11 protein-coding genes are annotated in these 13,037 nt (G+C 69.4%); 7 read left to right on the top strand and 4 right to left on the bottom strand.

Annotated features, from left to right (window positions below):
• Positions 1-47 precede the first annotated feature (47 nt).
• The 6 genes from VM685_RS13195 (at position 48) to VM685_RS13170 (ending at position 8,130) form a co-directional block, all read left to right on the top strand.
• The gene (locus tag VM685_RS13195) at positions 48-464 is read left to right on the top strand and encodes a hypothetical protein (RefSeq protein ID WP_325460621.1); all 417 of its coding nucleotides are present in this window, start codon (positions 48-50) and stop codon (positions 462-464) included.
• 134 nt (positions 465-598) lie between these two features.
• Positions 599-1,087, top strand: coding sequence for a hypothetical protein (locus tag VM685_RS13190; protein WP_325460620.1), 489 nt, complete (start codon positions 599-601; stop codon positions 1,085-1,087).
• Positions 1,088-1,190: 103 nt separating this feature from the next.
• On the top strand, positions 1,191-2,117 hold the full coding sequence (locus VM685_RS13185) for a glycine--tRNA ligase subunit alpha (protein ID WP_325460619.1): 927 nt from the start codon (positions 1,191-1,193) through the stop codon (positions 2,115-2,117).
• Positions 2,118-2,120: 3 nt separating this feature from the next.
• A complete protein-coding gene (gene glyS, locus VM685_RS13180) occupies positions 2,121-4,130 on the top strand; it encodes a glycine--tRNA ligase subunit beta (RefSeq protein WP_325460618.1) in 2,010 nt (669 codons plus the stop codon).
• A 14-nt stretch (positions 4,131-4,144) separates the two neighbouring features.
• On the top strand, positions 4,145-6,841 hold the full coding sequence (ppdK, locus tag VM685_RS13175) for a pyruvate, phosphate dikinase (protein WP_325460617.1): 2,697 nt from the start codon (positions 4,145-4,147) through the stop codon (positions 6,839-6,841).
• A 41-nt stretch (positions 6,842-6,882) separates the two neighbouring features.
• Positions 6,883-8,130, top strand: a complete 1,248-nt coding sequence (locus VM685_RS13170; RefSeq protein WP_325460616.1) for a hypothetical protein — start codon at positions 6,883-6,885, stop codon at positions 8,128-8,130.
• Here VM685_RS13170 and VM685_RS13165 read toward each other — a convergent pair.
• From VM685_RS13165 to VM685_RS13150, 4 genes are all read right to left on the bottom strand, one after another.
• Positions 8,127-8,720, bottom strand: a complete 594-nt coding sequence (locus tag VM685_RS13165; protein WP_325460615.1) for an exopolysaccharide biosynthesis protein — start codon at positions 8,718-8,720, stop codon at positions 8,127-8,129. The two genes, VM685_RS13170 and VM685_RS13165, sit on opposite strands and share 4 nt — an antisense overlap.
• Positions 8,721-8,771: 51 nt before the next feature.
• Positions 8,772-10,496, bottom strand: coding sequence for a D-aminoacylase (locus tag VM685_RS13160; protein ID WP_325460614.1), 1,725 nt, complete (start codon positions 10,494-10,496; stop codon positions 8,772-8,774).
• A gap of 310 nt (positions 10,497-10,806) precedes the next feature.
• Complete coding sequence (locus tag VM685_RS13155; RefSeq protein WP_325460613.1) at positions 10,807-10,971, bottom strand: YegP family protein; 165 nt, start codon at positions 10,969-10,971, stop codon at positions 10,807-10,809.
• Between the two features lie 189 nt (positions 10,972-11,160).
• Complete coding sequence (locus tag VM685_RS13150; protein WP_325460612.1) at positions 11,161-12,276, bottom strand: beta-ketoacyl-ACP synthase III; 1,116 nt, start codon at positions 12,274-12,276, stop codon at positions 11,161-11,163.
• Positions 12,277-12,469: 193 nt separating this feature from the next.
• Here VM685_RS13150 and VM685_RS13145 point away from each other — a divergent pair, with 193 nt between their 5' ends.
• On the top strand, positions 12,470-13,015 hold the full coding sequence (locus VM685_RS13145; protein ID WP_325460611.1) for a porin family protein: 546 nt from the start codon (positions 12,470-12,472) through the stop codon (positions 13,013-13,015).
• Positions 13,016-13,037 lie beyond the last annotated feature (22 nt).

Below are 13,037 nucleotides of genomic sequence, written 5' to 3'. Positions count from 1 at the left end.
ACCGCGGGGCGGGGCTTTCGCTGATCGTCACACGAGGAGTGAACCCAATGAAGCTGACCCATCTGCTTATCGCCGCCTCGGCGACCGCGCTGGTCGGCGGTGCGGCCTTCGCCCAGCCGTCGACCACCGAGGCGCCGCAACCCGGCTCCCGCACCGGCGACTGGAACGGCGCCCACGCCCCCGCCGACGGCTCCGCGGCGTCCGAACGCATCCAGCCGTCCACGACGACGACGACGGTCACCACCGAGTCCTCGTCGACGGCGACGATGCCCATGCCGCCGGCCGACACGTCGGTGACGTCCAGCACGACGGTCACGCCGTCGGCGGGCAGCTACGCAACGGGCGCCAGCGTGACCACCACGCTCGTGACCAACGGCCCGGTTCCGGACACCCCCGAGAACCGCGCCAAGTACGGCCAGCCCATGTCGCGGGCCGGCAAGATGACCGCCGCGCGCGGCAACTAAGTCCAGCTGTCGTTCCAGCCGCCCCACGGGCGGCGACCGGCGTCGCTTCGGCGACGCCGGTCTCGGAGCGTGCGAGGGCGGGAACATTTGGATTGGGGCGGGGCTTTCAGCGAAAACCTGACAGGAGCGAAACCATGAACCTCAAGCCCCTACTCGCCGCCGCGGCGGTGTCCGTCCTCGCCGCCGGCGCGGCTCAGGCCCAGGTGGGCTCCAGCGCCCAGCCGGGGACCGGCGAGACGCCCAACCAGGCGTCGCCTGCGCCGGCCACCCAGTCCTCGACCGGCCTGCCCTCGGTGGATTCCAGCCGCCCGACCGGCTCCGGTGCGGGCGCGACCAACCTGCCGAACGGCGAAGTCGGCGTCTCGGCCACCACCGATTCCACCGGCACCAGCCTCGGCACGCCCAGCGGCACGACATCCGCCGCCGCGACGACGGACGCGACCACCACCACCGCGGACGTCGCAGCCAGCGCGACCACCACGGCCGCTGACGCCTCGACCGGCGCCAGCGTGACCACTTCGACCACCACCAACGGCCCGGTGCCGGACACCGCCGAGAACCGCGCCAAGTACGGCGGGCCGATGTCCCGGGCCGGCAAGCGGACCGCCGCGCGCGGGAACTGACAGCCCGACTGCCGGAAAACCCCGAGAGGGCGGCTTGAAGCGAAGGTCGGCGGGCCCTATGGTCCGCCGACTTTTTTTGCGCCTGCGAACGGCCCCCTTTTCGATGCCTGACAAGCCGCTTTCGTTTCAGGGCCTGATCCTGAAACTGCACGACTATTGGAGCCGTCAGGGCTGCGTCATCCTGCAGCCGCACGACGTGGAGGTGGGGGCCGGCACCCTGCACCCGGCGACGGTGCTGCGTGCGCTCGGGCCCAAGCCGTGGCGGGCGGCCTATGTGCAGCCCTCGCGCCGGCCGGCCGACGGCCGCTATGGCGAGAACCCCAACCGGCTGCAGCACTATTACCAGTACCAGGTCATCCTGAAGCCGAACCCGGACAACCTGCAGGACCTCTACCTGGGCAGCCTGGAGGCCATCGGGCTCGACACCCGCCTGCATGACATCCGCTTCGTCGAGGACGACTGGGAGAACCCGACCGTCGGCGCCTGGGGCCTCGGCTGGGAGGTCTGGTGCGACGGCATGGAAGTCACCCAGTACACCTACTTCCAGCAGGTGGGCGGGCTCGACGTCTGGCCGGTGGCCGGCGAGCTGACCTACGGCCTGGAGCGCCTGGCCATGTACCTGCAGGGCGTCGACCACTTCACCGACCTGGCCTTCAACGACCCCGACGGCCCGGAGCCGAAGACCTATGGCGAGGTGTTTTTGGAGAACGAGCGCCAGCACTCCGAGGCCAACTTCCACGGCTACGACGTGGCGACGCTGAAGCGCCACTTCGAGGACATGGAGGCCCAGGTGCCGAAGCTGCTGGAGGGTCGCGGGCCGCAGGGCCAGCGCACCGTGCTGCCGGCCTACGACCACGTCCTGAAGGCCAGCCACCTGTTCAACCTGATGGACGCTCGCGGCGCGATCGCCGTGGCCGAGCGCCAGAGCTACATCGGCCGCATCCGCGACCTGACCAAGATGTGCGCCGAGGCCTGGGTGGAGAACGAGGGCGGCAACGCCCCGCCCGCGCCAGAGAAGGCGCGAGCCTGACCCATGCCCCAGCTGCTGCTCGAACTGTTCTCCGAAGAGATCCCCGCGCGCATGCAGGCGCAGGCGGCCCGCGACCTCGAGCGCATGGCGCGCGAGAAACTGGCCGCCGAGGGCCTGCTGCCGGAGGCGCTGAAGACCTTCACCGGCCCCCGGCGTCTGACCCTGGTGGCCGAAGGGCTGCCCGCGACCCAGGCCGACCGGCACGAGGAGCGCAAGGGTCCCCGCGTCGGCGCGCCGGACCAGGCCATCGAAGGCTTCCTGCGCTCCACCGGCCTGACCCGCGACCAGCTCGTGGAGAAGGACGGCGTCTACTTCGCCCATACCCACAAGCCCGGCCGGCCCACGCCGCAGATCGTGGCCGAGATGGTGGACGCCGTCGTCCGCGGCTTCCCCTGGCCCAAGTCGATGACCTGGGGGCGCGGGACCCTGCGCTGGGTGCGGCCGCTGAAGCGGATCCTCTGCGTCTTCGACCGCGAGGTCGTGCCGTTCAGCATCGACGGCATCGAGAGCGGCGACGTCTCCGAGGGCCACCGGTTCATGGGCTCGGCCCAGCCGTTCCGCGCCCGCGACTTCGACGAGTACCAGGACGGCCTCGACCGCCACTTCGTGGTCCTCGACCCTGAGGAGCGGAAGGAGCGGATCATGGACGCCGCCCGCACCCTCTGCTTCGCCCGCAACTTCGAGCTGGTCGAGGACGAGGGCCTGCTGGACGAGGTTGCCGGCCTCGCCGAGTGGCCGACGCCGATCCTGGGCGACATGGACCCGGACTTCCTGGACCTGCCGCCCGAGGTGATCCGCACCTCCATGCGCACCCACCAGAAGTATTTCGCGGTGCGCGACCCCGCGACCGGCTTCCTGGTCCCGCACTTCGTCACGGTGGCCAACATCCAGGCCGAGGACGGCGGCCGGGCCATCGCCGCCGGCAACGCCAAGGTGCTGTCCGCCCGGCTGAACGACGCGCGCTTCTTCTGGGACGAGGACCGCAAGACGCCGCTGTCCGCCCGGCTGGACAAGCTGAAGGGCGTCACCTTCCACGCCAAGCTCGGAACCATGTTCGAGCGGGTGGAGCGGATCGCGGCGCTTGCCGGGGAACTTGCCCCCTACGTCCGCGACGACGCCGGCACCCGGGACAAGGCGGTCGAAGCCGCGCGCCTGGCCAAGGCCGACCTCGTCACCGGCATGGTCGGCGAGTTCCCGGAGCTGCAGGGCGTGATGGGCGGCTACTACGCGGACAAGGAGCGCCTCGACCCCGAGATCGCCGACGCCATCCGCCACCACTACCGGCCACAGGGCCCGAACGACGACGTGCCGGTCCAGGCCGTGGCCGCCACCGTGGCCCTGGCCGACAAGCTCGACACCCTGGTCAGCTTCTTCGCCATCGACGAGAAGCCCACGGGCAGCCGCGATCCCTACGCGCTGCGCCGCGCCGCCCTCGGCGTGATCCGCATCCTCCTGCAGTCGCGCACGCGCCTGCCGCTGAAGCGGTTCTGCTCGGACGATCTCCTGGTCTTCTTCGCCGACCGGCTGAAAGTGCTGCTGCGCGAGCAGGGCCAGCGGCACGACCTGGTGGACGCGGTCTTTGCCCTGGGCGATGACGACCTGGTGCGCATCGTCTCGCGCGTGAATGCGCTCGACGGCTTCCTCGGGACCGAGGACGGCAAAAACCTGCTGGCCGGCTACAAGCGCGCGGTGAACATCCTGCGCGCCGAGGAGAAGAAGGGGCCGCTGCCGAGCGGCGAGCCCGTCGACATGGCCGGGGCTCCGCCGGAGGAATCCGCGCTCGTCGTCCGGATCGGCCACGTGGAGATCGAGGTCGGCAAGGCGCTGGAGCGCGAGGACTTCGAGGCCGCCATGCGCGAACTCGCGGCGCTTCGCGAGCCCGTGGACGCCTTTTTCGACAAGGTGCTAGTCAACTCCGAGGTCGCGGCGGAACGCGAGAACCGTTTGCGCCTTCTGGTGAAGGTCCGTGACGCCATGGGGCGCGTGGCGGACTTTTCACAAGTCACAGGCTGAGTAAGGGGACGTCGATGGTGGCCGACACGATGGTGAAGACGCGCTGGGTCTATGCCTTCGGCGGCGGGGGCGCGGAAGGCGACGCCTCGATGAAGAACCTGCTGGGCGGCAAGGGGGCGAACCTCGCCGAGATGTCGTCCCTGGGTCTCCCCGTGCCGCCGGGCTTCACCATCACCACCGAGGTCTGCACCTACTACTACGCGCATGGTCAGCAGTACCCGGCCGACCTGAAGGACCAGGTCCGCGACGCGCTCGCCAAGGTCGAGAGCCAGGTCGGCAAGACCTTCGGCGACCCGGCCAATCCGCTGCTGGTGTCGGTGCGCTCCGGCGCCCGGGCCTCGATGCCGGGCATGATGGACACCGTCCTCAACCTCGGCCTGAACGACGCGACGGTGGAGGGCCTGGCCAAGCTGGCGGGCGACCGCCGCTTCGCGTTCGACAGCTACCGACGCTTCATCCAGATGTACTCGAACGTGGTCCTCAACCTCGACCACCACATGTTCGAGGAGATCCTCGACGAGCATAAGGAGCGCCTGGACGTCCACGTGGACACCGGGCTCACCGCCGAGGATTGGGAAGCCGTCGTCGCCGACTACAAGCGGGCCGTCGAGAGCGAGCGCGGCGAGCCGTTCCCGCAGGACCCGGAGGCCCAGCTCTGGGGCGCGATCAGCGCCGTCTTCGCCAGCTGGATGAACGACCGGGCGAAGTTCTACCGCCGCATGCACGACATCCCCGAGAGCTGGGGCACGGCGGTCAACGTCCAGTCGATGGTCTTCGGCAACATGGGCGAGACCTCGGCCACCGGCGTCGCCTTCACGCGCAATCCGTCCACCGGCGAGAACCGCCTCTACGGCGAGTTCCTGATCAACGCCCAGGGCGAGGACGTGGTCGCCGGCATCCGCACGCCGCAGGCCCTGACCAAGGCCGCCCGCGAGGAGATGGGCGAGAAGAACCCCTCCATGGAGGAGGCGCTTCCGGAGGTCTTCACCCAGTTCAAGTCGGTCGTGGAGAAGCTCGAGAAGCACTACCGCGACATGCAGGACATCGAGTTCACGGTGGAGAAGGGCCGTCTGTACATGCTGCAGACGCGCAACGGGAAGCGCACGGCCAAGGCCGCGCTCAAGGTTGCGGTGGACCTCGCCTCCGAGGGCCTGATCACCAAGGAAGAGGCGGTGATGCGGGTGGAGCCCGCCAGCCTCGACCAGCTGCTGCACCCGACCATCGACCCGGCCAGCCCCCGCGACGTGATCGCGGGCGGCCTTCCGGCCTCGCCCGGCGCGGCCACGGGCAAGGTGGTGTTCACCGCCGAGGAAGCCGAGAAGCTGGGCGCGGCCGGCGAGTCGGTGATCCTCATGCGCGAGGAGACCAGCCCTGAGGACATCCGCGGCATGGACGCCGCCCGCGGCATCGTCACCGCCCGCGGCGGCATGACCAGCCACGCCGCCGTGGTCGCCCGCGGCATGGGCCGGCCCTGCGTCTCCGGGGCCGGCGAGCTGCGCATCGACCAGAAGTCCGGCGAGTTCCACGTCCGCGGCCGCACCTTCAAGGTCCACGACGTGATCACCATCGACGGGTCCACCGGCGAGGTGCTGGCCGGGGCGGTGAAGATGATCGAGCCGGAGCTCTCCGGCGACTTCGCCACCCTGATGACCTGGGCCGACAGCGTGCGCCGCCTGAAGGTGCGGGCCAACGCCGAGACGGCGCTCGACGCCCGCACCGCCCGCCAGTTCGGCGCCGAGGGCATCGGCCTGTGCCGCACCGAGCACATGTTCTTCGACCCCGACCGCATCGCCGCCGTGCGCGAGATGATCCTGGCCGACGACGAGAAGGGCCGCCGCGCCGCGCTGGAGAAGATCCTGCCGATGCAGCGCCAGGACTTCGTGGAGCTGTTCGGCATCATGGAGGGCCTGCCGGTCACCATCCGGCTGCTCGACCCGCCGCTGCACGAGTTCCTGCCGCACACCGAGGAGGACGTGGCCTCCGTCGCCGCGGCCACCGGCCTCGACCCGGCCAAGCTGCTGCGCCGCGCCAAGGAGCTGCACGAGGTGAACCCGATGCTGGGCCACCGCGGCTGCCGCCTCGGCGTGGCCTATCCGGAGATCTACGAGATCCAGGTCCGGGCCATCGTCGAGGCCGCCCTGGACGTGCAGGCCTCGGGCAAGCCCGCGCCGATTGTCGAGATCATGCACCCGCTGGTGGCCAAGGGCGAGGAGATGAAGTTCCTGCGCCAACTGACGGACAAGACGGTGAAAGCCGTCTTCGCCGAACGCGGCCAGGAGATCGAGTACAAGGTCGGCGCCATGGTCGAGCTGCCGCGCGCCGCGATCCGCGCCGGGGACCTGGCCGAGCACGCCGAGTTCTTCTCGTTCGGCACCAACGACCTCACCCAGACGACCTTCGGCATCAGCCGCGATGACTCGGGCCGGTTCCTGAACGCCTACATCGAGAAGGGCATCTTCGAGCGCGACCCGTTCGTCAGCCTCGACCAGGAAGGCGTCGGCGATCTGATCCGCATCGCCACCGAGCGCGGCCGCGCGACCCGGCCCGACGTCAAGCTCGGCATCTGCGGCGAGCACGGCGGCGACCCGGCCTCCATCCAGTTCTGCGAGGCGGTGGGCCTGGATTACGTCAGCTGCTCGGCCTACCGCGTGCCGATCGCGAGGCTGGCCGCGGCGCAGGCCGCGATCGGCGAGCGCGAGAAGGACCGCTAGAGGTCAGGGAACGGCTCAGGCGCTGGCCGGTTAGTCCGGCCATGCCGCTGCACGAGAGCATCTTCCCGACCTTCTTCCTGTCCGGCTTCGAGTGCTCGACCTTCGTCTGGAAGGACCAGGGCCGGCGCGACTGCTCCGCGGAGACGATGCACCTTCAGCACGCGCAGGAGGACTACGCCTTCCTGCGCCACCTGGGCATCGGGGTTGCGCGGGAGGGCTGTCCCTGGCCATTCGTGGACCTGGGCGGCGGGCGCTACGACTTCTCGTGCATCGATCCGCTGATCGAGGCCATGCACGCGCAGCAGGTGCTGCCGATCTGGGACCTCTGCCACTACGGCTACCCGGACGGGCTCGACCCGTTCGGGCCGGAGTTCGTGCCGCGCTTCGCCGACTACTGCCGGGCGGTCGCCGCCTATGTGGTCCCCAAGCTGCCGGGGCCGCACTACTTCACCCCGATCAACGAAATCACCTTCTTCGCCTTCATCGGCGGGGAGTGGGGCTGGGCGGCTCCGTTCCGCACCAGCCGGGCCGAGCGCTTCGACCTGCGCCAGCGGCTCTGCGCCGCCGACATCGCCGGCGTGAAGGCGATCCGCGAGGTCTGTCCGGAGGCGCGGATGATCCACATCGACCCGCTGGTGAACGTGGTCGCGCCCATGGACCGGCCGGACCTGATCGCCGCCGCCTGGCGGGAGACCTACGAGGACACCTTCGTCGCCTGGGACATCATCTCCGGCAAGCGCAATCCGGAGCTGGGCGGCTCGCCCGACGTGCTCGATGTGCTGGGGGTCAACTGCTACTCGTTCGGCCAGATGGAGTACCGCGAGCAGGGGCCGCACGCGCCGCTGCCGCGCGACGACGAGCGGATCGTGCCGCTCTGCCATCTGCTGAAGTACGCCTACGAGCGCTACCGCCGCCCCATGATCATCGGCGAGACCAGCGGCCTGGAGGAGGGCCGTCACCACTGGCTGCGCGACACCGTCCAGGAAGCCTTGGCGGCGGTGGACCAGGGCATCGACCTGCACGGGATCTGCCTGTTCCCGGCCGTGGACATGAAGGACTGGGGCAAGGGCATCTGGGTCCACAACGGGCTGGCCGATCTCCTGGAGGATCGCGGCGACCTCCGCCGCGTGCCGGTGGAGGCCTACTGCGACGAGCTGCGGCGTTGGCAGAAGCGGCTGAACCGCGTGACCCGGCTGGACGACGACCCGCTGAGCGACCCGGTGAACCTCGACGACATCGTGGCCGCCGCCCGGGAGCTGAAGATGCGCTCCGACGCCGACTGGCACTAGCTCAGCAGGAACTTCCAGACCGCCAGGCCGAGCGCGGTGGTGCTGATCACGAAGGCGATCAGCACCAGCAGGCCGTCGCGGGCGATCAGCCCCAGGCCGAAGGTGGCGATGGCCGCGGCCGGCACGAAGGCCACGAACGGCAGCAGCTCCAGCGGCGGCACGATCATCGCCACCAGCATGCAGACCAGCGCCACGACCCGATCCGCCCAGGGGCGGGTGAGGGCCTCGAGTCGCGGCTTCACCATCCGGTCGATGACGCGGGCAGGTTTGCGGCTCACCTTGACCGTCTTCTTCACCTTGTCGGCCTTCACCGACACCTTCTCCAGGAAGCGGGGGATCCACACCGACTCGCGGCCGAACAGCAGCTGGACCGACACCAGGATGGTGATCAGCGCGATGATGCTGGGGGCCGTCGGCACCGCGGCCACCGGCGTCATGCCGAGCAGGCCGCCCAGCAGGAGCAGGGGGCCGAACGAGCGCTTGCCGATGGTCTCCATGATCTCGCCCACGGAGACCTTGGCGCCGTTGGAGCTCGCCGCCCGGTCCAGATCGGCGAGCAGGTCTTCCAGATCCTGAGCAGCTTCCGCCATCGGGCGACCTCCGTTCCGGGGGCCTGAACGCGCAAGCGGAGGATTAGGCGCCTACCAGCTCCAGTCGGACGCCTTCGCCCGGCAGCCGCCGTCGGTCCAGCCCTTCCAGGCGCGTCCGCGGACCACCCGGCCCGGTCGCGCCGCGGTGGGCTCGCCGTCGGCCAGGGCGAGCTGGCCGTTGACCACCACGTGACTGACCCCGGTGGCGAACTGCTGCGGCTTCTCGAAGGTGGCGTGGTCCTGCACGGTCGCCGGATCGAACACCACCACGTCGGCGAAATAGCCCTGCCGCAGCCGTCCGCGCTCCTTCAGGCCGAGATTCGCCGCCGGCTGGGCGGAGAGCTTGCGCACCGCCTCGGCCACGGAGAGGCGCTTCTCCTCGCGCACGTACCTGGCCAGCAGCCGGGCGAAGTTGCCGTAGGCCCGGGGATGGGTGGACGACAGCAGGAACGGCCCCTCCGGCGCCTGCGCCTCCGCGTCGGAGCCGAAGCTCATCCAGGGCAGGGCGGTCTGCCGCGCCACATTGGCCTCCAGCATCGAGAAGTAGACCACCTGCACCCGGCTGCCGTCCTCGATCACCAGGTCGACGGCGGCGTCCTCGGGGCTCACGCCGCGTTCCCTGGCGACCTGCGCCAGGGTCTTGCCGGTCAGCGGCTTCAGCTTCGGGTTCTTGAAGCCGACCAGCAGGGTGCCCTCGGCGCCGGCGCCCCGCTGCAGGTTCTCGAAGGTGGGCGAGCCGTCGCGCATCTCGGCGATCACCTTGGCCCGTGTGGCGGGGTCCTTCAGCCGCGCGATCCACTGCTCCACCCCGCCGGCCTGCACCCAGGTCGGCATGGCTGCGTCCAGGCCCGTGGAGCTGGCCGGATAGGTGTACATGTCGGCGGTGATCCGCAGGCCCTGGGCGCGGGCCGCCTCGATGCGGGCGATCGCCGCGTCCAGTTTGTCCCAGTGGGCCCGGCCAGCGGCCTTAAGGTGGTAGATCTCGGCCGGGGCGCCGGAGCGACGGGAGATCTCGATCAGCTCGTCGATGGCCTCCAGCAGCCGCGAGCCTTCCGAGCGGATGTGGCTGATGTACATGCCGCCGCAGCGGCCGGCCTCGCTGGTCAGGGCCACCAGCTCGTCGGTCTCCGCGAAGGAGGCCGGCGCGTAGATCAGCGAGGAGCCCACGCCCAGCGCGCCGTCCTCCATGGCCTGGACGACCAGGGCCCGCATCCGCGCGAGCTGCTCCGGCGTCGGGTCCACGTCGCCTTCGCCCAGCACGTTCACCCGCACCGTGGTGGCGCCCACGAACGAGGCGACGTTCATGGAGACGCCCCTGCGTTCCAGGTGGCGCAGGTACTCGTCGAGCGTGGTCCAGGCGACGTCGTACCTGATGTCGCCCTGCCGCTGGACGTCGAGGGCCTTCTGGGCGTCGTTCCACGGGCCCATGGAATTGCCTTCGCCCATGACCTCCAGCGTCACGCCCTGGCGCAGCGCGGACTGACCGCGGCCGTCGTGGAGCAGGCTCTCGGTGGACCAGGACAGCATGTTGATGAAGCCGGGGGACACCGCCTTGCCGGCCGCCGGGACCTCGACCTTGCCGGCGCCCGGCGCGCGGGGCCCGATGTAGGCGATGCGGTCGCCAGTCACCGCCACGTCGCCGCGGAACGGCTGGCCGCCCGAGCCGTCGTAGATCTCGCCGCCGCGGATCACCAGATCGTAGGCGGGCGCCTGCGGCGTGGCGCACGAGCCCGCGACCAGGCCCAGCGCGACGGCCGCCGCGACGAACAACTTCATGCGGAACGCTCCGATGGGAGTGGGCTACGACCCAACCTACCTAGCTCTGCCGCAGCCGTCTTCCTGGCAGCCACATGTCTTTCGGTGGATGACATCCACCGCCCCTGTATGGGTGGCAGTTGCCCACAAGACATCCACACCTTGTTTACAGACCCGAGGCAGGCTCACGAACAGGATCGGAAAATTGCCTCACTTGAGTCGTAGTCAGGTAGCGTACACAACGAAATTGGGGCTGAGGTTCACACCTCAGCCCCAACCAAGGCGGGAGGGAAGCGGTCCTAAGCGCAACTAAGAAACCGCTTTCCTCTCGTTACTGGATCGGAGCAGCTCCGCTGGCCTTCACCAGGTTGATCGCCGCGAGGCAGTCCGCGCGGTTGACGTAGCTCTCGCCGCTATCGGCGATGATGCGGTTGTTTCCCGCCTGCAGGCGCCAGCGGTACTGGCCGCGGGAATCGGTATAGAGGGAGTAATACATAGCTAGTCCTCGGGCGAAGGCGCGGAGGACCCGCGACCTTTCTCGGCCCGATAACAGGATTACCGAACGTCATGTGCCTCGCAAGGGCCCGGCGTCTATTAGTTGTGAAAAAGGCTGGGGATAACCCCACCTATAGACGTGCCTACACGGAATTGTGACGACAAGCCTGTCGAACCCCACATTTGGTGGTTACCGCTTGCGGACGAACACCGTCCCGGCGGAATAGCCGGCGCCGAACGAGCAGATCAGGCCGAGATCGCCCCGCTGGAAGTCGGCGTTGTGCTTGTGGAAGGCGATCACCGAGCCGGCCGAGGAGGTGTTGGCGTACTCGTCGAGGATGATCACGTTCTCCTCGCGGGTGGGCTCGCGCCCCAGCACGCGGCGCCCGATCAGCTCGTTCATGTTGATGTTGGCCTGGTGCAGCCACAGGCGCTTCAGCTTCGTGGGGTCGAGGCCGAGGTCGCCGGCGTGCTCGACGATCATGTCCGAGACCATCGGCACCACCTCGCGGAACACCTTGCGGCCCTCCTGCACGAACAGCTTGTCCGTCTTGCCGATCCCCTCGGGCGCGGCGCGGTTCAGGAAGCCGAAGTTGTTGCGGATGTTGTTGGAGAACTGGGTCTTCAGCCGCGTGCCGAGGATCTCCCAGCCGCCCACCGCCTGGTCCGAGGCCTCGACGATCACCGCGGTGGCCACGTCGCCGAAGATGAAGTGGCTGTCGCGGTCGCGGAAGTTCAGGTGGCCGGAGCAGATCTCCGGGTTCACCACCAGAACCGCCTTGGCCGAGCCCGAGGCGATGAAGTCGGCGGCGGTCTTGATCCCGAAGGTCGCCGAGGAGCAGGCCACGTTCATGTCGAAGGCGAAGCCGTCGATGCCGAGCGCGTTCTGCACCTCGATGGCCATGGCCGGGTAGGCGCGCTGCATGTTGGAGGCCGCGCAGATCACCGCGCCGATCTCGCTGGCCGGCTTGTCCCAGCTCACCAGCGCGTCCATCGCGGCTTCCACCGCCATCTCGGCGAGGACGGAGATCTGGTCGTTCGGCCGCTCGGGGATCACCGGGCGCATCAGGTCGGGGTCGACCAGACCCTGCTTGTCCACCACGAAGCGGGACTTGATGCCCGAGGCCTTCTCGATGAACTCCACGGACGAGGCGGCCAGCGGCTCCAGCTCGCCGGCCTTGATGGCCTTGGCGTTGCGGGCGTTCTCCCGCTCCACCCAGGCGTTGAAGGTCTCCACCAGCTCGGCGTTCGAGAGGCTGTTGGGCGGCGTATAGAGGCCGGTGGCGGCGATCACGGCGTCAGGCAAGCGGGGTCTCTCCATGACAGGGGGCGCTTGTAGCACGCCCATTCCAGGCGTCAGCCGCCATTGTGGCCGCAGGGCCACACCTCGGCGCCTGCCATAGTCAAGCCGCAGAACCCACCCGAACCCGCCGCGTTTGGGGAGCCAATCGACTACGGCTGGGGGCAGCTGTTCAGTCAGAGAGTGGAGTACCTCCCCAATGAAGATGCTTTTCGCCGCGGCCTCCGCCGCCGCTATCGCCGTGGCCGTTCCCGCCATCGCCCAGGCCCAGGTCGTGACCCCGGGCGTCTACGGCTCCGTTGGCTACGCCGCGAGCGAGGTCGAGGACCTGAATTTCGGCGCGATCCAGGGCCGTGTCGGCTATCGCTTCAACGACTGGATGGGTGTCGAAGGCGAGCTCTCCAAGGGCGTGAAGGGTGACGAGATCACCGTCGCCGGTCCGAACGGCCCCACCGACGTCGACTTCGACGTGGAGTGGCAGGGCGCTGCCTATGCCGTGGGCTTCGCCCCGCTGTCGGCCAACACCGATCTGTTCGCCCGTATCGGCTACGGCAAGACCGAGATCGAGGGCTCGGCGCTCGGCCAGAGCGCCAGCGACGCCGGCAAGTCCTGGAACTACGGCGTCGGCGCCCAGCACCACTTCGACGGCGTCAACGGCGTGCGCGTCGACTGGACCCGCCACGACTTCACCGGCGACGGCGGCAAGGCCGACGTCTGGTCGATCGGCTACACCCGCCGCTTCTAGGGCGGGAAGAGGTCCGGCGGCG

Source organism: Phenylobacterium sp. (assembly GCF_035539035.1).
In the GTDB taxonomy this organism is placed as follows: Bacteria; Pseudomonadota; Alphaproteobacteria; order Caulobacterales; family Caulobacteraceae; genus Phenylobacterium.
The sequence above is the reverse complement of the archived record's forward strand: the minus strand, read 5'-3'. Positions and strand labels throughout refer to the sequence as shown.

What these genes read in the sequence shown, in the direction of transcription:
- VM685_RS13195 (WP_325460621.1), top strand. Translation starts at nt 48, where the DNA reads ATGAAGCTGACCCATCTGCTTATCGCCGCCTCGGCGACCGCGCTGGTC.
- VM685_RS13190 (WP_325460620.1), top strand. Translation starts at nt 599, where the DNA reads ATGAACCTCAAGCCCCTACTCGCCGCCGCGGCGGTGTCCGTCCTCGCC.
- VM685_RS13185 (WP_325460619.1), top strand. Translation starts at nt 1,191, where the DNA reads ATGCCTGACAAGCCGCTTTCGTTTCAGGGCCTGATCCTGAAACTGCAC.
- glyS (WP_325460618.1), top strand. Translation starts at nt 2,121, where the DNA reads ATGCCCCAGCTGCTGCTCGAACTGTTCTCCGAAGAGATCCCCGCGCGC.
- ppdK (WP_325460617.1), top strand. Translation starts at nt 4,145, where the DNA reads ATGGTGGCCGACACGATGGTGAAGACGCGCTGGGTCTATGCCTTCGGC.
- VM685_RS13170 (WP_325460616.1), top strand. Translation starts at nt 6,883, where the DNA reads ATGCCGCTGCACGAGAGCATCTTCCCGACCTTCTTCCTGTCCGGCTTC.
- VM685_RS13165 (WP_325460615.1), bottom strand. Translation starts at nt 8,720, where the DNA reads ATGGCGGAAGCTGCTCAGGATCTGGAAGACCTGCTCGCCGATCTGGAC.
- VM685_RS13160 (WP_325460614.1), bottom strand. Translation starts at nt 10,496, where the DNA reads ATGAAGTTGTTCGTCGCGGCGGCCGTCGCGCTGGGCCTGGTCGCGGGC.
- VM685_RS13155 (WP_325460613.1), bottom strand. Translation starts at nt 10,971, where the DNA reads ATGTATTACTCCCTCTATACCGATTCCCGCGGCCAGTACCGCTGGCGC.
- VM685_RS13145 (WP_325460611.1), top strand. Translation starts at nt 12,470, where the DNA reads ATGAAGATGCTTTTCGCCGCGGCCTCCGCCGCCGCTATCGCCGTGGCC.